This window comes from Streptomyces sp. NPDC026377 (genome assembly GCF_055567715.1).
The window spans coordinates 423,955-445,439 of sequence record NZ_JBVHPV010000004.1; the positions used below are offsets into that span (position 1 = coordinate 423,955).

General features: G+C 73.5%; 18 protein-coding genes. 10 read left to right on the forward strand and 8 right to left on the reverse strand.

Annotation, left to right across the window (positions count from 1 at the left end):
* Positions 1-345: 345 nt before the first annotated feature.
* From ACZ4MU_RS12200 to ACZ4MU_RS12210, 3 genes are all read left to right on the forward strand, one after another.
* Positions 346-942 carry a winged helix-turn-helix domain-containing protein gene (locus ACZ4MU_RS12200; RefSeq protein WP_467874454.1) on the forward strand — a complete coding sequence of 199 codons (597 nt, stop codon included), beginning with the start codon at positions 346-348 and terminating at the stop codon, positions 940-942.
* A gap of 160 nt (positions 943-1,102) precedes the next feature.
* Entirely contained in the window at positions 1,103-2,248 is a 1,146-nt protein-coding gene (locus tag ACZ4MU_RS12205; RefSeq protein WP_467874457.1) for a methyltransferase, read from the forward strand.
* Positions 2,249-2,347: 99 nt separating this feature from the next.
* Positions 2,348-3,850, forward strand: a complete 1,503-nt coding sequence (locus ACZ4MU_RS12210) for a DUF1996 domain-containing protein (RefSeq protein WP_467874459.1) — start codon at positions 2,348-2,350, stop codon at positions 3,848-3,850.
* 89 nt (positions 3,851-3,939) lie between these two features.
* Here ACZ4MU_RS12210 and ACZ4MU_RS12215 read toward each other — a convergent pair whose 3' ends face one another.
* Positions 3,940-4,335: a hypothetical protein gene (locus tag ACZ4MU_RS12215; protein WP_365110113.1), complete on the reverse strand. Its 396-nt coding sequence runs from the start codon at positions 4,333-4,335 to the stop codon at positions 3,940-3,942.
* Positions 4,336-4,476: 141 nt separating this feature from the next.
* Between ACZ4MU_RS12215 and ACZ4MU_RS12220 the strand changes: the two genes are divergently transcribed.
* The 7 genes from ACZ4MU_RS12220 (at position 4,477) to ACZ4MU_RS12250 (ending at position 10,983) form a co-directional block, all read left to right on the forward strand.
* The gene (locus ACZ4MU_RS12220; RefSeq protein WP_467874462.1) at positions 4,477-4,701 is read left to right on the forward strand and encodes a hypothetical protein; all 225 of its coding nucleotides are present in this window, start codon (positions 4,477-4,479) and stop codon (positions 4,699-4,701) included.
* Positions 4,698-5,498, forward strand: a complete 801-nt coding sequence (locus tag ACZ4MU_RS12225; RefSeq protein WP_467874464.1) for a tyrosine-protein phosphatase — start codon at positions 4,698-4,700, stop codon at positions 5,496-5,498. The genes ACZ4MU_RS12220 and ACZ4MU_RS12225 overlap by 4 nt, the downstream gene beginning before the upstream one ends.
* A gap of 187 nt (positions 5,499-5,685) precedes the next feature.
* Entirely contained in the window at positions 5,686-7,611 is a 1,926-nt protein-coding gene (locus ACZ4MU_RS12230) for a hypothetical protein (protein ID WP_467874466.1), read from the forward strand.
* Positions 7,612-7,753: 142 nt separating this feature from the next.
* The gene (locus ACZ4MU_RS12235) at positions 7,754-8,641 is read left to right on the forward strand and encodes a metal-dependent hydrolase (RefSeq protein ID WP_467874469.1); all 888 of its coding nucleotides are present in this window, start codon (positions 7,754-7,756) and stop codon (positions 8,639-8,641) included.
* A 1-nt stretch (position 8,642) separates the two neighbouring features.
* Entirely contained in the window at positions 8,643-9,716 is a 1,074-nt protein-coding gene (locus ACZ4MU_RS12240; RefSeq protein ID WP_467874471.1) for a PDR/VanB family oxidoreductase, read from the forward strand.
* Positions 9,717-9,729: 13 nt separating this feature from the next.
* Positions 9,730-10,431 (forward strand): TetR/AcrR family transcriptional regulator, encoded by a 702-nt coding sequence (locus tag ACZ4MU_RS12245; protein WP_467874474.1) that lies wholly within the window; start codon positions 9,730-9,732, stop codon positions 10,429-10,431.
* Positions 10,432-10,458: 27 nt separating this feature from the next.
* On the forward strand, positions 10,459-10,983 hold the full coding sequence (locus ACZ4MU_RS12250; protein WP_467874476.1) for a GNAT family N-acetyltransferase: 525 nt from the start codon (positions 10,459-10,461) through the stop codon (positions 10,981-10,983).
* 49 nt (positions 10,984-11,032) lie between these two features.
* Here the strand turns inward: ACZ4MU_RS12250 and ACZ4MU_RS12255 are convergent, their stop codons facing one another.
* From ACZ4MU_RS12255 to ACZ4MU_RS12285, 7 genes are all read right to left on the reverse strand, one after another.
* Positions 11,033-12,625 carry a SpoIIE family protein phosphatase gene (locus ACZ4MU_RS12255; RefSeq protein ID WP_467874478.1) on the reverse strand — a complete coding sequence of 531 codons (1,593 nt, stop codon included), beginning with the start codon at positions 12,623-12,625 and terminating at the stop codon, positions 11,033-11,035.
* A gap of 102 nt (positions 12,626-12,727) precedes the next feature.
* A complete protein-coding gene (locus ACZ4MU_RS12260; protein WP_467874480.1) occupies positions 12,728-14,770 on the reverse strand; it encodes an ATP-binding protein in 2,043 nt (680 codons plus the stop codon).
* Between the two features lie 161 nt (positions 14,771-14,931).
* Positions 14,932-15,969 (reverse strand): LacI family DNA-binding transcriptional regulator, encoded by a 1,038-nt coding sequence (locus ACZ4MU_RS12265; RefSeq protein ID WP_467874482.1) that lies wholly within the window; start codon positions 15,967-15,969, stop codon positions 14,932-14,934.
* Entirely contained in the window at positions 15,954-17,618 is a 1,665-nt protein-coding gene (locus ACZ4MU_RS12270; RefSeq protein ID WP_467874484.1) for a glycoside hydrolase family 13 protein, read from the reverse strand. Before ACZ4MU_RS12270 ends, ACZ4MU_RS12265 begins: the two co-directional genes overlap by 16 nt.
* A 349-nt stretch (positions 17,619-17,967) precedes the next feature.
* Positions 17,968-18,825, reverse strand: a complete 858-nt coding sequence (locus ACZ4MU_RS12275; protein ID WP_467874486.1) for a sugar ABC transporter permease — start codon at positions 18,823-18,825, stop codon at positions 17,968-17,970.
* Positions 18,826-18,914: 89 nt separating this feature from the next.
* Entirely contained in the window at positions 18,915-19,922 is a 1,008-nt protein-coding gene (locus tag ACZ4MU_RS12280; protein ID WP_467874488.1) for a carbohydrate ABC transporter permease, read from the reverse strand.
* 33 nt (positions 19,923-19,955) lie between these two features.
* Positions 19,956-21,230: an extracellular solute-binding protein gene (locus ACZ4MU_RS12285; protein WP_467874490.1), complete on the reverse strand. Its 1,275-nt coding sequence runs from the start codon at positions 21,228-21,230 to the stop codon at positions 19,956-19,958.
* Between the last annotated feature and the right edge of the window lie 255 nt (positions 21,231-21,485).

Genomic DNA, 21,485 nt, shown 5'->3' on the forward strand with positions numbered 1-21,485 from the left:
GCTTCCGAGGGCGCCCCCGCACATGCGGTGGGCGCCCTCCGGGCTTTGGCGCAGGGCGAGTTCCGGTCACCGTGCGCCCAAGTTCCGTATCAGTGTGTGGGAGGCCACTGCTCACCGCCGGAAGCATCTGGTTCAATATGCACATGGCCAGCCACCCGAACCCCGCGACAGGTCGCAGCGATCTGGAGCCGTTCTGGCCGTCCCGTCAGCACCACGACTTCGACCGGGTGTGTTGCCGCGCGATGAACGCGCCGGCCCTCTAAAGCCTCCCCTCACCGAAGGCCTTCGGCCCGCGCGCGACGACGTACGTCCCCCGACGACTCCGCGCGAAAGAGCTGACCTCTCATGGCGAACGCCCCTGTCTTCTCCGCCTCCGCTGCGACCGCTGCCCGCCCCGCCCCCGTCCCGCCGGGACGCCATCGCCTCCGTGCCGTCGACCGCGACGAAGTGGCCGCCACCGGCACCGTCGCCGACTTCCTCCCGCCGGGCGCCACCTGGCTGCCCGCGCCCCCGCACACCCTGCCCTCGCTGCCCGGCCGGCCGCCGATGGTCGGCTATCTGGTGCTCCTCCCGGCCGACCAGCAGCCGCCGCTGCTCGCCGCCGCGCCCGCCCCGGCCCCGGTGGCCGAGGAGCCGGGCGCGGACACGGCGGCCGGGGGCGACGCGCTCGTCCGTATCGACACCGTCCGCCGCACCGCCGAGGTCGACGGGCGCCCGCTGGACCTCACGTACCTGGAGTTCGAACTGCTGGCCCATCTGGTGGCGAACCCTCAGCGGGTGCACACGCGCGACCAGTTGGTGACCACGGTGTGGGGGTACGGCCACGTCGGCGACGGCCGGACCGTGGACGTCCACATCGCCCGGCTCCGCCGCAAGCTGGGCACCCGCCACCGCCACGCGATTCAGACGGTCCGGCGGGTGGGGTACAAGTACGCCCCCTGAGCTCCCGGCCGACTGCCGGGTGCGGGATGTGGGGGGCCGTTCGCGCGGTTCCCCACGCCCCTGGGAGGGGCGCGGGGGTGTGGCTGCCGTTGGCACGCCCGGGGCGTGGGTGGTGCGGGGGGTTCGGTCGGGCGGGTTAGCCTGGCTGACAATGAATCCGATGACCACGCCCTGGGGCGCGTACGAGCTGACCCGTTTTCCCGAGGACCCGCGTGACCCGCTGCGGGCCTGGGACGCCGCCGACGAGTATCTGCTGCGGCATCTGGAGGGCATCGGCCTCTCGGGGTCCGTGGTCGCCCTCGGGGACCGGTGGGGCGCCCTGACGACCGCCCTCGCGGGCCGGGGGGCGGGCTCGCTCACCCAGATCAGCGAGTCCTTCCTCGGCCAGGAGGCCACCCGCGCCAACCTGGCGCGGGCGGGCGCGGCCCAGGACTCCGTCACGCTGCTGTCCACCCACGACGAGCCGCCCGCCCGGGTGGACGTGCTGCTGGTGCGCGTACCGAAGAGCCTGGCCCTCCTGGAGGACCAGCTGCACCGGCTCGCGCCCGCCGTGCACGCGGACACCGTGGTCGTCGGCGCCGGCATGGTGAAGGACATCCACACCTCCACCCTGAACCTCTTCGAGCGCCTCCTCGGCCCGACCAAGACCTCGCTGGCCGAGAAGAAGGCCCGGCTGATCTTCTGCGAGCCGGACCCGGCCCTGGTCCGGCCGGTGAACCCGTGGCCGCTGACGTACTCGCTGGAGATGGGCATCGGGCCCGCCTCCGGGCTCGCCGTCACCAACTACGCGGGGGTGTTCTGCGCCGACCGCCTGGACATGGGCACCCGCTTCCTGCTCCAGCACCTGCCCACGCGTACGGGCCCGGACCGGGTCGTCGACCTCGGTTGCGGCAACGGCATCGTGGGAACGGCGGCGGCGCTCGCCAACCCCGAGGCGCACGTGGTGTTCACCGACGAGTCGCACCAGGCGATCGCCTCGGCCCGGGCCACCTTCCGGCTCTGCGCTGGCGCGGCGCGCGAGGCCGACGCCGAGTTCCGGCTGGGCGACGGCCTGAGCGGCTTCCCGCCGGGCACGGCCGACCTGGTGCTCAACAACCCGCCGTTCCACACCCACCAGGCGACCACCGACCGCACCTCCACGCGGATGTTCACGGACGCGCGCGAGGCCCTGCGGCCGGGCGGTGAGCTGTGGGTCGTCGGCAACCGGCACCTGGGCTACCACCTCAAGCTCCAGCGGCTCTTCGGCAACAGCGAACTCGTCGCCAGCGACCCGAAGTTCGTGGTGCTGCGCGCGGTCAAGCGCTGACCGGTGTCTTAGGAGATACCTACGAAACTGCCGGGGCTTTGAACGCCCCACGCGCCCCTTGCGTATGGAACGACGCGCTGCTTCAAGCGAAGGAGTTCCATGGGACGCTCAATACGAAAACGGCCGACCTTCCCTCGGCGGATGACGATGGCCGCCGCGGCACTCTTCATCGGTGGGGGCGGCCTTGTCGCGGTGAATGTGTACGCCTCGGCGAGCGACGATCCGGGGAAGGCCCAGGTACGGGCCGCCCCGGTGACGAACGCGTCGACGATCGACTGCCCGGACGTGTCCAACAGCCTCCCCGACGTGCCGGATCCGGCCCGCCCCGAGGTGGACCGGGAACTGGCGGCCATCGATACGCAGATCACCGACGCGTACGAGAAGTTCGCCTCGAACAAGGATCAGGTCGACCGCGATCCCGGCTATGCCCAGCAAGCCGTACTGGGTCCGCTGAAGGACAGGCGGACGGCGTCGCTCGACCGGATCGCGGTGGCCGTCGGCCGCAGCGGCGGACGGCCGCCGCAGGGCATGCGGGCACTCGCGCCGTGCACCCTGCGCGCGGACGACAACGCCGGGGGCGGGGGCACGGGCACGGGCGGCCAGGGCGCCGCCGGACAGGCCCAGGGTCAGAACCAGGGCCAGGGACAAGCCCAGGTTCAGGGTCAACGGCCTGGTCAGGGCCAGGATCAGGGGCAGGGCCAGGGCCAGAACGTCGGGAACGGGCCCGCGAAGAGCGACTTCGTCGACATCCGTTCCGTACGGCCGAACGTCCAGGCCCCCCGCACCCAGCGCAACGGCTCGACCGGGTTCTTCACCAGCAGCTGCGGCGTCAACCAGAACGCCAAGCGGAATCCCGACAACGTCATCGTCGCGCCCGGCGTGAGCAATGGCGCCCACCATATGCACGACTATGTCGGAAACCAGGCGACCGACGCCTTCTCCAGCGACGCCGATCTGGCCAAGGGCGGCACCAGCTGCCGCAACCAGGGCGACAAGTCCACCTATTACTGGCCCGTACTGCGCCTTCAGAACGGCCAGAACGAGAACGACGCCAACGCGGACGGCGGTGGCCGGGACAAGAACGTCGGAAAGATCCAGACGCCCTCCCAGGTCACCATCAAGCTCGCTGGGAATCCCGTCGGCAAGGTGACCGCAATGCCGCGCTTTCTGCGGATCATCACCGGTGACGCGAAGGCCTTCACCAACGGCAACGCGAATGCCAACGCCTCCTGGAGCTGCACCGGATTCGAGAACCGCCAGCTCAAGGAGAAATACCCGATCTGCCCCCAGGGCAGCAAAGTCGTCCGCACCTTCAATTTCCAGAGCTGCTGGGACGGGAAGAACACGGACAGCGCGAACCACCGGACGCACGTCGCCTTCGCCGGGCGGAACGGCGCGTGCCCGCGCGGCTTCAAGGCGATCCCGCAGCTCCAGCAGCGGATCGTGTACGCCGTGCCGCCGGGCCCCGGGTTCGCCGTCGACTCCTTCCCGGAGCAGCTCCACAAGCCGGTCACCGATCACGGTGACTTCATCAACGTCTTCAGCGACTCGCTGATGAGGAAGGCGGTGACCTGCATCAACACGGGGCGCAGCTGCGCCTGACCGACAGGGCGCGCACGCGCCTGGAAACCCGCTCCCCTTGATGGGCTCCCCCGGGTCACCCCACCCGGGGGAGCACGCACACTGCGCGGTCAGCTCATGTGGTGGTGTCCGGAATGGTTGGTCCCGGTCTCGACACTCCCACCGAGCCGGCCGCGCAGTGCGTCGACCACGCTCTCGTCGCCCACGGCGACCCATTTGCGGCCCACCAGATAGGCGCCGCCGTAGTCCTTGGCTCCGTTGATCCACTCCCGCTGGCCGCGGTCCGTGGCGAAGGTCGCCAGGACGTACCGCCCGTCCGCGGTGTCGCAGTTGGCCTGCCGGAGCTCGGCGGCGTCGGTGGAGATCTTCGGCTTGCAGGCGGCCTGGGCCGCTATCTCTTCGAGGGTTCCGCCGGCCGTCTTGGGCGCGTCGTGGCCGCCCCCGCCGCAGCCCGCGGCTAGGGTCACGACCGCGGCTGCCAGGGCCGCTCGTACAAGGGTGCGCATACCTCCATCGTGCCTTCAACCACCCCTCCATCGTGGGTGTTTGACCATTTCAGTGGCCCCGTGACCCGACAGTCGCCCCGCCGTCACCGTGCGCTCCGCGGGCGTCCGTGGCCACCCCCCGACACGAGGAGCACCGAGCCGATGACCCTCCCGCCGAGACCGCTGGGACCGTCGGGACGGACGGCGCCGGGCGGCGCGGAAGCCGTCGTCGCCGGGCCCGCCGCCGGGGTGGCGAACTCCGTGCACACGGCCCCGGCGTCCTCCGCGGTCGCACACCCGCTTGACAGCGGCCCCGGCCGCACCGGCTGTCCCGACCCGGCGGCCCGCGCCCGGCCGCCCCTGCCCCAGGAGTGCGTCCGCCCATGACCGCGATCCCCTCCACCAGCGTCGCCAACCTCCGCGATCTCGGCGGTACGCCGCTCGCCGGGGGCCGTACGGTCCGACCCGGCCTGGTCTTCCGGGCCGGGGCGCTCGACCGGTTCGACCCGGCCGGGGACCCGGCGGTGACCGGCCTCGGGCTCCGCACCGTCGTCGACCTCCGTACGGACGCCGAGCGCGCCGAGCGGCCCGACCGGCTGCCGGACGGGGCGCGGCTGGTCGTCGCGGACGCGCTGGCCGACGCGGTGAGCGCCTACGGGGCGCCCCCGGCCGCCCAGCTGCGGCGGGTGCTGGCCGACCCGGTCACGGCCGAGCGGCACCTGGGCGGGGGCCGGGCGCAGGCGGTGTTCGGGGACCTCTACCGGGGCCTGGTGACGTCGGCCTCGGCCCGGGCGGCGTACGGGACGCTGCTGCGCGAGCTGGCGGCCGAGGAGGCGGGGCCGCTGCTCTTCCACTGCACGGCGGGCAAGGACCGCACGGGGTGGGGGGCGACGGTGCTGCTGTCCCTGCTGGGGGCGGGGCCCGAGGTGGTGGAGCGGGAGTACCTGTCGGTGAACGCGGCGGTGCGGCAGGCGTTCGCGCCGCTGGTCGAAGGCTTCACGGCGCAGGGCGGCGACCCGGAAGTGGCGCTCGCGGTGATCGGGGTGGTGCCGGAGTACCTGGCGGCGGGCCTGGAGGAGGTGGCGGCGCGGCACGGGTCGATGGAGGCGTACGCACGGGACGGGCTGGGGGTCGGGGACGAGGCGGTGGAGCACCTGCGCTCCCGGCTGACGCGCTCGGCCTGAGCCGGGGCGGCGGGAGGTCCTGGGACGCCTGCGCTCCCGGCTGACGCGCTCGGCCTGAGGCGGGGCGCTCAAGGGGCTGCCGGGAGGGCATTCGCGGGGGGTGCCGGCGGCTCGTACGGCCTTCTGCCGCCCGTGGGCGGGACCCGGGCGCGGACGGGCGCGGTGACCATCCCACGATTCGCTCGTTTTGCTGAACGTGGCCCCGCCCCAGGACATCCTCACCCGCCCCACCCCCGTCGGCATCGAGCAGGCCGAAGCCGCTCTCGTGGAGCACTATCCCCGGCTGACCCGGCTCGCCTATCTCGTGCTGCCGCCCTCCCTCGGGCGCAACCGGCGGGTGCTGACCGCGCACGCGCTGGTGCAGCGGTCGCTGCCCCGGGGCCGCGCCGCCACCCGGGCGGCGATCCCGGCGCCCCGGCGCGGCGACCCGGGATACGGATTCGTACGGCGCCAGGTCGTGCGGCAGGCGCTGGAGGCCGGGCTGCCGCTGCGGCGGCGGGCGTGGCCCAGGCGGGCGCAGTTGCCGCCGCTGCTGCCGCAGGTGTGGGGGCTGCGGCTCTTCCCCCGCTCCGGCGGGGCCGACGAACTCGCCCTGGACCAGCGGCTCTCCGCGCTCAGCGGTCCCGCGCGGGCCGCGTTCGTGCTGCGCGGCCTCGACCGGCTGACCGACGCCGAGGTGCGCGGGGAGCTCGAAGCCGCGGGCGTCGAGGACGCCGGGGCGGCCGTGGAGGAGGCGGGCGAGCCGGGAGCGGCGGCGGCGCTCCTGGAGGCCGCGGAGTTCGACCCCTGCTCGCTCCAGGCGCGGCCCACCGACCTGATGCGCCGCCGCCAGCATCTGCGCGCCGCCCTGGTGGCCGCGGCGGCGCTGGCGGTCTGCGGCACGCTCCTGGGCCTGCCGGGCGAGGGCTGGGGCCCGGACGGCGCCGCCGCGCCGCCGTACGCGCGCAACCCCGCCGCCGAGGCCGCCCTCGACCCGAGCCGGGTCGTCCGGGTGGACGCGGCGGTGTGGCGGACCTCGGCGCGTACCGACTTCTCCGTCTGGCCCGCCCGGGGCTCCCTCACCGGAGACAGCGCCCTGCTGCGGCGCGCGCTGGCCGTCTGGGCGCGGCCGGGCCGCTCCGTGCAGGTCTCCGCCACGCCGAGGACACCCGCGGGCCCGCCGATGGGCGCGCCCCAACTGCTGTACGCGGGCAAGGTCGACCGGGCCTCGGTGGTGCTCCTCTACGACGGTCTGCGGGTCGCCCGGTACGCGGAGCCGCTGGACGGCACCGCGGGCGCGGCGCTCGACTTCGCGCGCGTGGACGGCGCGGACGCCGCGTCCGCCGGGGCGCTCGTGGTCGGCCGCACCGACGGCAACGTGCGCTATCTGACCGCCCCCTGGGTGCGCGAGGCGGCCGTGCGGGACCTGCTCGACCCGGCGGCGGCCCCCCGCCCGCTGGTACGCGACGGGGACGGTGTGACCGTCCCGCTGGTCTCGCCCGCGCAGGCCCGCGACTGCACCTCCTGGGACGTGCTCCAGCTCCGCGAGGGCGGCGACAACACGGCGGCGCGGCTGCTGTCCGACCTCGGCGAGCTCGCGCCCGCCCGGCTCACCTGGGGGCCGCCGGACGCGCCCAGGGACGTCAACGGCACCGCCGCCCGCGAGGCCTGGGCCCGTACCGCCTGTCTGCTCCCCACGCTCCGCTCGCACGGCGTCCGGGCGGTGAACGCCTGGAGTTACGCGCGTCAGCCGCTGCCCGAGGCCAACGGGACCGCCGCCTGGGTCTGCACCCGGGCCGACACCTGGTCCGGTACGGACAGCCGGGTGCTCGCCCAGTTCCAGGCCCCGGGCGCGCCCAAGGGCACCGCCGGCGCGGTCGCCGCGCGCGCCGACGACAGCGCCGCCTGCGGCACGCACCGGCCGCAGGTGCTCGCCGGGGTGCTGTGGAAGTCCCGGGGCGGGCACTGGTACGTGCTGGCGGCCGGCAGCGAGGACCTGGTCAAGGTGGCCGTCTCCGGCGGGGTGGAGGCGTCCGAGCGCGGCCATCTGCTCGCTGTGCGCACCCAGGAGGGCGCCCGCGCCCAGCTGGGCGGGAGGCTGGCGGACGGCACGGAGGTCACCGCCCTGCGCTGAGCCGGGCAGCGGGGGGGGGGGGGGGGGGGGGGGGGGGGGGGGGGGGGGGGGGGCGGCGGCGCCCGCCCCCCCCCCCCCCCCCCCCCCCCCCCCCCCCCCCACACCCCTGTTCCAGATGCTTACCCGTCAGTACATTGACGCCATGTCTAATACGCCGCAGCCCGCTCCGGTGGTCTCGGAGCACATCGAGCTCAAGGCCAGGAACGTCTCGTTCGGTTGGGAGGAGACGCCGCTCCACTGGATACCCGGCGACCCCTTCACCGGGCACACCATCAACGTGCTGCACCTGCTGCTCCCGGCGGGCGAGCGCTGGTTCGTGCACGTGTACAAGCAGGTGCTGCCGTACATCCGCGACGAGCGGCTGCGCGAGGACGTCATCGGGTTCATCGGGCAGGAGGCCACGCACTCGGCGGCCCACGACGACGTGCTCCCCCACCTCAAGGCGCTCGGCCTCGACCCCACCCCGTACACCGCGCAGGTCGACTGGCTCTTCGAGAAGCTGCTCGGCGACCGGACCCTGCCGCCGGGGCGGACGCGCCACTGGTGGCTGATGGAGCGGGTCGCCACCATCGCGGCGATCGAGCACTACACGGCGTTCCTGGGCGACTGGATCCTCAACGCCGACACCCTGGACGCGCGCGGGGCCGACGCGGTGATGCTGGACCTGCTGCGCTGGCACGGCGCCGAGGAGGTCGAGCACCGCTCGGTCGCCTTCGACCTCTTCCAGCACGTGGACGGCGGCTACCGGCGCCGGGTGCGGACCTGGGCGACCGCGTTCACCGCGCTGGTCTTCCTCTGGCAGCGCGGCGCCCGTTTCTTCATGGAGAACGACCCCACCCTGCCGGACGGCAAGGCCACCTTCGGCGCCTTCCTGCGCGCCGGACGGCAGGGCACACTGCCGACCGCCGGGGCGATGGCGCGCTCGATCCCGCGCTATCTCAGCCGTACGTACCACCCCTCGCAGGAGGGCTCGACCGCACAGGCCGTGGCCTATCTGGCGAACTCGCCCGGCGCCAACGGAGGCCGCTGACATGGCGCGAATGAGCTCCGTGGTGCTGGCGGCGGGGGCGGCGCTGCTGGTGCGGCGGGCGGTGCGCCGCCGGATCGCCGCCTCCCCGCTGTGGCCGATGCCCGCGCTGGATACGCCGATATCCGGGCAGGGCGGGCGCAGGGTGCCCTCGCTGCGGCTCACCGTCGCCAAACGGACCGTACCCGCCGAGGGCGTGGCGCTGCTGCGGCTCGCCTCGCCGACGGGCGGGCCGCTGCCCGAGTGGCGGCCGGGCGCCCACCTCGACCTGCTGCTGCCGTCCGGGCTCGTCCGGCAGTACTCGCTCTGCGGCGACCCGGCCGACCGCAGCGCCTACACGGTGGCCACCCGGCTGATCGAGGACGGGCGGGGCGGCTCGCGCGAGGTGCACCAGCAGCTGGTCGAGGGCGCCGAACTGGTCGTGCGCGGGCCGCGCAACCGCTTCCCGCTGGCCGGGGCGCCCTCGTACGCGTTCATCGCCGGCGGCATCGGCATCACCCCGGTGCTGCCCATGCTGCGGGCGGTCGAGGCGGCGGGCGCGCGGTGGCGGCTGCTGTACGGGGGGCGGTCGCGGGCCTCCATGCCGTTCCTGGAGGAGATCGAGAAGCTGGGGGCGGGCGGCGCGCCGGTCACCGTGGTGGCGCGGGACGAGGCCGGACTGCCCGATGTGGCCGCCTTCCTGGCGGGAACGGAGGAGGGCGCGGCGGTGTACTGCTGCGGGCCCGAGCCGCTGATGGACGCGGTGGCGGCGGCCCTGCCCGAGGGGCGCGCCCTGCACCTGGAGCGCTTCACGCCCGGCGCGAGCACCGCGCAGCTGGGCACCTTCGAGGTGGAACTGCGCCGCACGGGCCGCACGCTCACCGTCCCGGCGGGCCGCTCGGTGCTCGCCACGGTCCGCGAGGAGCTGCCGAACCTCTCGTACTCGTGCGAGCAGGGCTTCTGCGGAACCTGTCAACAGCGCGTCCTGGAGGGCGAGGTGGACCACCAGGACGAGCTGCTCACGGACGCCGAGCGCGAGGACTCCATGCTGATCTGCGTCTCCCGCTGCCGTGGACGGAAACTCGTGCTCGACCTGTAGGTACCCTGTTCGCATGACGACCGGGGTGCGGCGCAGGATGGGCGTCGAAGAGCGCAGGCGGCAGCTGATCGGGGTCGCGCTGGAGCTGTTCAGCCACCGCTCCCCCGACGACGTGTCCATCGACGAGATAGCGGCGGCGGCCGGGATATCACGGCCGCTCGTCTACCACTACTTCCCCGGCAAGCAGAGCCTGTACGAGGCGGCGCTGCGGATGGCCGCCGACGAGCTGGCGGCCCGCTTCGTGGAGCCGCACGAGGGGCCGCTGGGGGCCCGGCTGCTGCGGGTGATGGGCCGCTTCTTCGACTTCGTCGAGGGCCACGGGCCGGGCTTCGCCGCGCTGATGCGGGGCGGCCCCGCCGCTTCGGCGGGCAACTCGACCACCGCCAACGCCATGATCGACGAGGTGCGGCACGCCGCCTACCTCCAGATCCTGGCCCACCTCGGCGTCCAGGACCCGCCCGCGCGGCTGGAGCTGGTGGTGCGCTCCTGGGTCTCGCTCGCCGAGTCGACGGCCCTGATCTGGCTGGACGGCCGCCGTATCCCGCGCGCCGAACTGGAGTTGCAGCTCGTCCACGACTTCGCGGCGCTGGCGGCGGTGAGCGCGGCCTACGACGAGGAGATGGCGGCGGTGGTGCTGCGGATGCTGGCGGACGAGCCGGCGGACGGCCCGTTCGGGGACCTGGTGGCCCGGCTGACGGCCCTGGCGCCCGGCTAGCCGCGCGCGGCCCGTACGTTGATCACCATGACGACCCCCATGGCGGCGCTCACCTTCCGTCCCGCCCGTGAAGAGGACGTGCCCGCGCTCGTGGCGCTGTACGACGGCGCCGCCCGCTGGATGCGCGGCAGCGGCATCGACCAGTGGCAGCCGGGCGAGAAGGACGCGGACCACTTCCGGTGGCGCATCGCCGAGGGCGAGGTCTGGCTCGCGCTGATGGCCGACGGCCGGGCGGCGGGGGCGTACGAGCTGTGGTGGCGGGACGAGCCCGCCTGGGGGGTGCGGCCGCCGGAGGCGGGCTATGTGCACCGGCTGATGACCGACCGCGCGCTGGCCCCCGCCGGAACCGGCCGGGCCCTGCTCGCCCACGCCGAGCGGCGCATCGCGGCGGCCGGGCGTCCCCTGTCCCGCCTGGACTTCAAGGCCTCCAGCCCCGGGCTGCGCGCCTACTACGAGCGGGCCGGGTACACGGTGGCCGGTGAGCAGCCCCACAAGGAGGGCGGGGGCGGCAGCGCCTACGCCGTCGTCCTCATGGAGAAGCGGCTCGGGTGAGCCGCGCGGGGCGTGCCTCGCGGCGCCCCGTGAGCGGGGCTCGTGTCGCTCAGGCCGACCCCGTGAGCCGCAGGGCCAGCAGCGCCACGTCGTCCTCGCGGTTGCCGAACGCACCGAGCAGCGCGTCGCACAGCGCGCCCGTGCCGTGTGCGGCGCTGTCCGCCGCGATCCGGCGCAGCCGCTCCAGGGAGAGCGCGAGATCGGTCCCACGGGTCTCGATGAGACCGTCCGTCACCATCAGCAGCGTGTCGTCGGGGGCGAGCCGGTGGCGGAAGGCGTCGGGGCGGTCGAGGCCCAGGCCGAGCAGCGAGCCGTGCGGGTGGAGGTAGGCGGCCTCGCCCCGGCGGGGGATCACCAGGGGCGGCAGATGGCCGGCGTTGGCGATCCTGGCGCCGCCCAGCAGCGGGTCGATGAGCGCGAGGCAGAGGGTGGCGGTGGCTTCGGGGTGGTAGTGCTGGAGCATCCGGTCCAGGCGGCGCACCAGCACGGCCGGGTCGTGCTCGTCGGTCGCGTACGCCCGTAACGCGTGGCGCAGTTCGACCATGACGGTGGCCGCGTCGAGCGAGTGGCCGACGACATCGCCGACGCCGACGAGGAGGCCCTCGGGAGTGGGCAGCGCGGCATAGAAGTCGCCGCCGATCTCGGCGCGGGTGGAGGCGGGGACATAGCGGACGGCGACGTCGGCGCCCGGCAGGTGGGGCAGTTGCTGGGGCAGGAAGCTGCGCTGGAGGGTGAGCGCGATGTGCCGCTCCTCGGCGGCGCTGCGCAGCGACTCGGCGGCCAGCGCGGTCGCCTCGGCGAGATGGGCGAGCAGGGCGCGGGCGTCCTGGCCCCGGGCGGCGTGAACCGGCGTGACCAGGCACACCGGCGGCTGGTCGGCGCGGCTGCGGGCCAGCGTCAGCCGGGCGCCGCCCGGTCCGTCGCCGATGGGCAGCACGCCCGAGGGCCACAGCGGGGCGGGCGCGATCCGGGACCGGACGCCGGTGCAGCCCGCCATGGCGCGCTGGAGCAGCGGGGCGACCGCTGTGGTGGCGGCGGGTTCGTGGCGCGGCGGGCCGCCCGCGTGGAGCGTGCCGTCGGCGCCGAAGACATAGGCGGCGGCCCGGCAGCGGATCAGGGCGCCGGCCGCGGCGGCGGCCGTGTCGGCGAGCTCCTGGGGGCACTGCGTCCCGTAGAGCGCGGTGGTGGCGGTGGCGAGGCGGGCGAGGCGGCCCGCACGGGCGTCGGCGTCGTGGCGGAAGCGGGCGCCGCGCAGCGCGGCCCGGACGACGGCCTGGATCTCCTCGGGCTCGACGGGGACGGCGAGATAGGCCTCGGCGCCCGCGTCCAGACCGCGGGTGCGGTCGCGCGGGGTGGTGGCCGCGGCGGAGAAGTGCACCACGGGCATGGGCGCGATCTCGGGGCGCGCCTTGAGCCGTCGGCACAGCTCGAAGCCGTCCATGTCGGGCAGCCCCACGTCGACGAGGGCCGCGTCGGGCAGGGCGCCGTTCCTGATCCGGTTCTCCAGCTCGGTCAGGGCCGCCGCCGCGGTGGCCAGCGGCACCACCCGGTGGCCCGCGCGCCGCAGGACGGCGCCCATGGCATAACGGTTGGCGTCGATGTCGTCGACGACCAGCACGGTGGTGTCCTGGGACGGTTTCACGGCGGTCCCCCCTGGGGCCGACGGCCCCGGTGGGTGGGGTGCGGACGGAATGGGCGGGTACGTCCACACCGTAGCGCGCGGGCCGCCCGCGCGGTCCCCAGGTCAACCGCCCTGTGCGAAATCACCCTTGAGGGCATGGCTGAGCCCTTGGTCGAGCCCGGCGCGCGCCCCCCGGTGGAAGGCGCTGTCGTACGCCTGGTCGCCCAGCGCGGCCCTGGCCCGGCGCTCGCACTCCTCGCGTACGGCAGTGAGCCGGGGCGCGCCCATCTGGGCCTTGCCGACGGTACGCCAGTACTCCTGCCCGATGCCGAGGACCTGGGCGCCGCGCTCACCGTCGCCGCGCGCGGCGAGCGCGCACGCGAGCAGGTCGAGTCCGACGGCGATGCCGAAGCTGTCGTGGAGCAGCCGCTTGCCGGTCAGCATGGCGCGGGCGTGCTCGGCGGCCTCGCCGGCGTGGCCCAGCGCCAGCGCGGTGACGGCGAGGACGTAGTCGGCGTACGCCCGCATCCAGCGCTCCCCCCGGCTCGCGCACCGGTCGCGCAGCAGGGCGGCCTCGGCGGCGGCCTCCTGGTGGCGGCCGAGGTTGGTGAGGGCGTAGAGGCGGACGAGCGCGCACAGGGCGGAACCGGGCGAGAAGCCGGGCCCGGCCGCGTCGAGGGCGGGGGTGCAGATGTCGAGGGCTCCCTCGGCGTCGCCGGGCATCAGGACGGCGGCACCGAGCAGATGGGCGGCGCGCAGGCGCCACTCGGGGTCCTCGGCGCGCGCGACGGACCGCCGGCCGTGGCGCAGCGCGGTCTCCAGGTCGCCCTGGAGGAGGGCGACGGCGCCGAGCACCCATTCGGCGCGGTCGCGTCGGTCGCCGGGCTCGGGGCAGAGGGCGAGGGCGCGCTCCAGATAGCCGCGGCCCTCGTGCAGATGGCCGCAGCAGAACCAGAAGAACCAGAGGGAGGCGACCAGGTCGAGCGCGGCGCCGGGGTCGTGGGCGAGCAGGTGCTCCAGTGCGGCGCGCACGTCTGCCTGTTCGGCTTCCAGCCGCTCGTACCACTCGACCTGGTCCGGGCCCAGCCACTCGGTCTCCGCGGCGCCGGCCAGCCGTCGGCAGCGTTCGGCGTGCCGACGGGCCACGGCCGCCTCCTCGCCGAGCTCGCCGAGCCACTGCCGGCCGTACTCGCGGATGGTGTCGAGCATCCGGTAGACGGTCCGGCCGCGGTGTGTGCCGGGCCGGACGACGGACTTGGCGGCCAGACCCGCGAGCGCGGGGCCGACGGCCTCGGGGGCGAGCGGGCCGCCCGCGGCGACGTCCTGGGCGGCCGCGAGGTCGAAGCCTCCTGCGAACACCGAGAGCCGGGCCCACAGCAGCCGCTCCAGCGGGGCGCACAGCTCGTGGCTCCAGCCGATGGTGGTGCGCATGGTCTGGTGCCGGGGCAGCCGGTCGGTCCGGGTGTCGGTGAGGATCTCGAAGCGCGAGTCGAGGCGTTCGGCCAGCTGCTCGACGCTCCACAGGCGCAGCCGTGCGCCGGCGAGTTCGATGGCGAGGGGGATGCCGTCGAGTCTGCGGCAGACGGCGGCGGCGGCCTCGGCGCGGGCGGGGGTCTCGAAGGACTTCAGCGACAGATGCGGGACGGCGTCGACGGCGCGCTGCTTGAAGAGGGTGAGGGCCGCGCCGGCGGGGGGCAGCGGGCCGAGCGGGAGGACCCGTTCCTCCGGCCGCCCCAGGGGCTGCCGGCTGGTGGCGAGGACGGTGAGGCCCGGTGAGGTCTGGAGGAGCTCGCCGATGAGGTGGCCGCAGGCGGAGACCAGGTGTTCGCAGGTGTCGAGGACCAGGAGCAGCCGTTTGTCGGCGAGCCGCCCGCACAGCGCCTCGGCGGCGCTGCGGGCGCTCTGGTCGGTGACGCCCAGGTGGTCGGCGACGGTGGCGTCGAGCAGTTCGGCGTCGCACAGCGGGGACAGCTCGACCCACCACACCCCGTCGGGACAGAAGGCGCGGCGCTCGCGGGCGGCGCGCAGGGCGAGCCGGGATTTGCCCACGCCGCCCGGGCCGGTGACCGTGACGAGCCGGTGGTCGCGCAGCAGGCCGTCCAGGGTGGCCAGTTCCGCGGACCGGCCCACGAAGCTCGTGGTCTCCGCCGGAAGATTCCCCAACACGGGCACAGTCTGGACCAGACGATCGCCGACTCCCGTCACGATGGCCCGGTTCAACTGGAAACAATCGCAAAGAGGCCAGGAGTGATCAGATCGACGTCACTCGTGAGCACGCGATGAGCAAGCATGGCGCACACGGGGCGCGCCCGATGGCCGCCCGCCGGTCAGTCCCGTACGCGCGCGGTGGACCCCCGCACCACCAGCTCCGGCTGGAACACGAACTCCGTGCGCTGGACGGGATTGCCCCGGATCTCCTCCAGAAGCGCCCCCACCGCCGCCGTCGCCATCGCCCGTACCGGCTGGCGGACGGTGGTCAGCGGTGGGTCGGTGAAGGCGATCAGCCGCGAGTCGTCGAAGCCCACCACCGACACCTGGCCGGGCACCGCGAGCCCGCGCTCGCGCGCCGCCCGCACCGCCCCGAGGGCCATCATGTCGCTGGCGCACACCACGCCCGTACACCCCTGGTCGAGCAGCGTGCCCGCCGCCACCTGGCCGCCCTCTACGCTGAAGAGGGTGTGCCCGATGTACCCGGCGGCCTCCTCGGCGCGCAGCCCGAACCGCTCCTCCAGCGCGGCCGTGAACCCCTCGGCCTTGCGCCGCGAGGGCACATACCGCGCCGGTCCCGCCGCCAGGCCGATGCGGGTGTGGCCGAGGTCGGCGAGATGGCCCACCGCCATCGCCATCGCCGCGCGGTCGTCGGGCGAGACGAAGGGGGCGCGGATACGCTCGTTGTACCCGTTGACCAGCACGAACGGGACCCCGCGCTCGCTGAGCGCGACATAGCGGGCGGGGTCGGCGGCGGTGTCGGCGTGCAGCCCCGACAGGAACACGATGCCGTTGACCCCGCGCTCCTCCAACTGCTCCACCAGCTCGTCCTCGGTCACCCCGCCGGGCAGCTGGGTGCAGAGCACCGGGGTGTAGCCGTGCCCGGCCAGCACCTGCTCCACGGCCTGGGCGAAGGCGGGGAAGATGGGGTTGGTGAGCTCCGGGGTGACCAGGCCGACCAGTCCGGCGCTGCGGTGGCGCAGCTTGGCGGGCCGCTCCCAGCCGAGGACGTCCAGGGCCGCGAGCACCCGCTGGCGGGTGGCGTCCGCGACACCCGGGCGCCCGTTGAGCACCCGGCTGACGGTGGCCTCGCTGACCGCCGCCTGGGAGGCGATCTCGGCGAGGCGCGGCCCGGCGTCGGTCACACCGCCCACCACACGGTGGTGTCGGCGTCGAGGACGAACTCCTCGCCCTCCACGGGGACCTCGCCGCCCGCGCTGGAGAGCAGGACCTTCCCGGCGGCGGGCGCGGCCAGCCGGACCGGCTCCCCGGTGAGGTTGACCGTGCAGACGAATCCCTCGCGGGCGAAGGCCAGGACGCCCTCGGGGGCCGGGAGCCAGCGGACCGCGTCGCCCCTGCCGAGGCCGGGGTGTTCGCGGCGGGCGGTGAGGGCGGCGCGGTAGAGCTCCAGGGTGGAGCCGGGGTCGCCGGTCTGCGCCTCGACGGAGAGCGCGCCCCAGCCCTCGGGCTGCGGGAGCCAGCTGCCTCCGCTGCCGAAGCCGTAGGAGGGTCCGTCCTCGGTCCACGGAATCGGCACCCGGCAGCCGTCGCGGAAGCCGTCCTGGCCCTCGGCGCGGAAGAAGGACGGGTCCTGGCGCACCTCGTCGGGCAGATCGGTGACGTCCGGCAGGCCCAGCTCCTCGCCCTGGTAGAGGTAGGCCGAGCCGGGCAGCGCCAGCATCAGCAGCGTCGCGGCCCGCGCCCGGCGCAGCCCCAGCGCACGGTCGCCCGGGGTGCGCAACTGGGTGCCCAGGCCCGGCGGGTTGGCGAAGCGGGTGGCGTGCCGGGTGACGTCGTGGTTGGAGAGCACCCAGGTCGCGGGGGCGCCGACCGGGCGCATCGCGGCGAGCGAGGCGTCGATGACCTCCCTAAGCGCGGCGGCGTCCCAAGGGGCGCCCAGGTACTGGAAGTTGAAGGCCTGGTGCAGCTCGTCGGGGCGTACGTAGTGGGCCGTACGCTCCACGGTGGGCGTCCACGCCTCGGCGACGGCTATGCGCTCGCCGGGGTACTCGTCGAGGATCAGCCGCCAGGAGCGGTAGATCTCGTGGACGCCGTCCTGGTCGAAGAAGGGCATGACATCGTTGCCGAGCAGTTTGAGCTGCTCGCTGCCGCCGATGTCGGGCAGCCCGGCCGCCTTGACCAGGCCGTGGGCGACGTCAACGCGGAACCCGTCGACGCCCATGTCCAGCCAGAACCGCAGGATCGAGCGGAACTCGTCGGCGACGGCCGGGTGCTCCCAGTTGAAGTCGGGCTGCTCCGGGGCGAACAGGTGCAGATACCACTCGCCGTCCTCGGTACGGGTCCAGGCGGGCCCGCCGAAGATGGACTCCCAGTCGTTGGGCGGCAGTTCGCCGCTGCCGCCGCGCCCCGGGCGGAAGTGGTACCGCGCCCGCAGCGGCGATCCCGGCCCCTCCCGCAGGGCCCGCTTGAACCACTCGTGCTGGTCGGATGAGTGGTTGGGGACGAGGTCGACGATGATGCGCAGGCCCAGGTCGTGGGCGTCGCGGATCAGGGCGTCGGCGTCGTGCAGGGTGCCGAACATGGGGTCGATGGCGCGGTAGTCGGCGACGTCGTATCCGGCGTCGGCCTGCGGGGAGGCGTAGAAGGGGGAGAGCCAGACGGCGTCGACGCCGAGGTCGCGGAGGTGGGGAAGGCGGGTGCGGACGCCGTTGAGGTCACCCATCCCGTCGCCGTTGGCGTCGGCGAAGCTGCGCGGATAGACCTGGTAGATCACGGCGTCCTGCCACCAGCCGGTGCGGGTGTCCCCGGTGGGGGTGGTGGCGGGGGCGGTGAGGTGCGGGGTCATTTCGTCCCTGGGTCGGTGGTCGGTGTGGTGGTTTCTCCGGGCGGGGCGCCCTTTTTGGGCCCGGTCGTCGTCCGCGGGTGGTGGTGGGTTGCTCGCGCCGTTCCCCGCGCCCCTTCGGGGACCGGCGTTGTGTGTCCGGCCCCTCGGCGGGACGATCAAGCCCCTCCGGCGCTTGAGGAGCGGGGTCCGGGGCGGAGCCCCGGACCTTCAGGGGCGCGGGGAACTGCGCGACCAGCCCCCACGGACCTGCGGATGAACGCGAACCGGGGTCCAGGGGCCGCAGGCCCCGGGGTGCTGGGGGCGTAGCCCCCGGCCGGGGGTCCGGGGGCTACGCCCCCGGAAAGAGACCTCACCCCTTCGTCGCCCCCGCCGTCATCCCCGCGACCAGATGCTTCTGCGCAAACAGGAAGAACACCGCCGCCGGCACCGCGATCAGCACGGACGCCGCCGTCATCGGGCCCCAGTTCGCCGTGTACTGGGTGACGAACGTCTGGAGCCCGCCCGCCAGCGTCAGGTTCTCGTCCCCGACCATGAACGCCGACGAGTACGCGACCTCGCCCCACGCCGTGATGAAGGAGTAGAAGGCCGTCACGGCGAGCCCGGGCTTGGCCAGCGGCAGGATCAGCCGCCAGAACGTGCCGAACGGGTTCAGCCCGTCCACCCGCCCCGACTCGTCGATCTCCACCGGGATCCCGTCGAAGAAGCCCTTCATCATCCAGGCGCAGAACGGGACCGCGATCGTCAGATACGTGATGATCAGCCCCACCGGCTGGTTCAGCAGCCCCAGCTGGCCCATGAGGTTGTAGAGCGGGACGATCAGGATCGCCATCGGGAACATCTGGGTGATGAGGAGGGTCCACATCAGCGGGCGCATCCCGGGGAACCTGAAACGGCTCACCGCGTAACCCGTGGTCGCGGAGATGAAGACGCCGAGCAGCGTCGTCACCCCGGCGATCAGCGCCGAGTTCCCGAACCAGGTGAAGAAGCTCGTCTTGTCCACCAGATAGCGGTAGTTGTCGAGCGTCGTGTCCTTGAAGAAGTCCGTGGTGATCGCGTACTTCGCCGGCTTCAGCGAGGTCAGCAGCACCCACAGGACGGGGAAGACGGCGATGACCGACGCCGTGATCAGCGTGGCGTGCAGCCCGACGGAGGCGAGCGGCGAACGCCTGCCCCGCACCGGCCCCCGCGCGGACGGGGACTCCCGCACAGGCCCCTCCGTGGACGCGGACTCCCGCCCGCGCGCAGCCTCCCGTACCGGACCATCCGTACGCGCGGACTCCCCTGCCGACGACATCGTCACCACACCTCTCCCTGCTTGCGAAGCGAGCGCCGGTACACGAGCGCGAAGACCATCAGCACCGCGAGGATCAGCACGCCCCACGTCGCCGATCCGGCGAAGTCCCGCGGGCTCTCCACGAAGGCCTGCCGGAACGCCTGCGTCACCAGGATCTCGGTGGAGTCACCGGGGCCGCCCCGCGTCAGCAGGAAGATCACCGGGAACATGTTGAACGTCCAGATCGTGGAGAGCAGGATCACCGTGGAGGAGACCGACCGCAGGCCGGGGACGGTGATGTAGAGGAAGCGCTTCCAGGGGCCCGCCCCGTCCATCTCCGCCGCCTCGTACAGCTCGCCGGGGATCGACTGGAGCCCGCCCAGGAGCGCCACCATCATGAACGGGACGCCCAGCCAGACATTGACCGCGATGACCGAGAACTTCGCCCAGGTCGGGTCGTCCAGCCACGGCACCGCCGCGATGCCGCCGCCGTCCAGGACCTTGTTGAGCAGGCCGTTGTCGCGGTTGAAGAGGAAGCGCCAGGCGAACACCGAGACGAAACCCGGGACCGCCCACGGCAGGATCAGCATCATCCGGTAGGCGGCGCGGCCCCGGAACTGCCGGTTGAGCATGTTCGCCAGCGCCAGGCCGAGCAGGAACGTGGTGGTGACACAGCACACCGTCCACACCACGGTCCACACCAGCCGCTGCAGGAAGACCGGGTCGTTCAGCACGTCCACGTAGTTGTCGAGGCCGACGAAGGTGTACGTGGCGTCGATGTGGTTGGCGCCGATCGTGCGGCCGACGTTGCGCTCGTTGGCGTCGGTGAGCGACAGGTAGACGCCTCGGCCGAGGGGCCAGCCGATGATCACGCCGAGGACGATCACCACGGGGGCGACCATGGTCCAGGCGTACCAGTGGGTCGAGAGCGCCCGCCGGAGCCGGCCGGGGCGCTCGCCGGTCGCGCGGCCCCGGCCGCGGGCACCCTCGCCCGCGGCCTTCGCCGTCGACTGGCCGGTGTGGACAGTCATGTCAGTCAGTACCCGTCTGTCGCCGCCCGTCCGCTACTTCCAGTCCTTGAGGATCTTGTGGAAGGCGGTGGCGGAGGCCTTGGCCGCCTCCTCGGGCGAGGAGGCGCCGGTCACGGCCTTGGTGAACTGGAGCTTCAGCGGCTCGAAGAGGGAGCCGTTCTCCGGGATCCAGGCGCGCTGGACGGCCTTGTCGACGGCCGGCTTGAAGAACTTGACCATCTCGTTGGACCGCACGTCCGGCTGGTCGTACGCGGCGGTCCTGGTCGGCAGCAGGCTGAGCGCCTTGGTGGTCTGCACCTGGACGGTCTGCGAGGTCAGGTAGTCGACGAAGGCGTGCGAGGCGTCGCGGTTCTTGGAGCCCGCGTAGACGGCGAGGTCGTGGCCGCCCTGCGGGGCACCCTGGCCGGCCGAGCCCGCCGGGACGACGGCGACACCGAGGTTGGACTTGTCCTTGAACGCGTCGCCCGCGTACACGTCGGCCACCGACCAGGGGCCGTTGACCATCATGGCGACCTTGCCCGACTTGAAGGCGGTCTCCATGTTGTTCCACCCGTCGGTGGCGTTGGTGATCGCGGCGCCGGAGGTGACCAGGTCGCGGGCGGCCTTGAAGGCCTTGACCCCGGCCGGGGAGTCCACGGTGACCTTCTTGTTCTTGGCGTCGACCAGGTCGCCGCCCTCGCCGTAGATGAACGGCAGGAACCAGAAGGAGTCGTCGCCGCGCAGATACAGACCGGTCTTGCCGGTCTTGGACTTGATGGCGGCGGCGGCCGTCTTCAGCTCCTCCAGGGACTTCGGCGGCTCGACGCCCGCGTCCTTGAGCATCTTCTTGTTGTAGAAGAGGCCGAGGGTGTCGATGACCTGCGGGACGGCGTACATCTGGCCGTCGTACCTTCCGCTGGCCGCGGCCTGCTTGAGGAAGGCGGAGTCCACTTCCTTCGCCTTGGCGTCCGGGACCTTGTCCAGGTAGCCGAGCGAGGCGAAGTCGGAGACCCAGCCGACATCGGCGCGGATCACGTCCGGGGCGTCGGAGCCGCTGCTGAACGCGTTCTTGATCTTGTTCTGCGCGTCGCCGTACGGCACGTTGACGTACTTGACGGTGACCTTGGGGTGCTGCGCGTGGAAGTCCTCGGCGATCTTCTTGAACGTGGCCTTCTCGGTGTCGTTCGAGGTGTCCCACCATGTGACGGTGCCGGAGAGCTCACCCGAGCCCTTCTTCTCACCGCTGTCACTGCTGTCACTGTCGCCGCAAGCCGTCGCCGCGAGCGCCAGGGCCGCGACCAGCGCGGTGGCCGCTATGCCACGTCGCATGTGAACTCCTTCAACGGGTGCCGCGCCATCACGGCGCCGGATCGCCAGGAACGTAACAAGGATGAAAGAAGACCGAAAGACCTTGCGAAGAATTTCTGCAAGGCCGGTCGATCGTTACATCCGCGTGTCCACACGGTTGCCGTCGCGCGCCTTGTCAGGAGGGGTTCCGGTACTCCACGGGCACGTCCGAGGGGTGCGCGGCACCCTTGCAAAGCTTCCGCAAGACCTTGCAGGACTGTTACCTTCGAGGTGCGG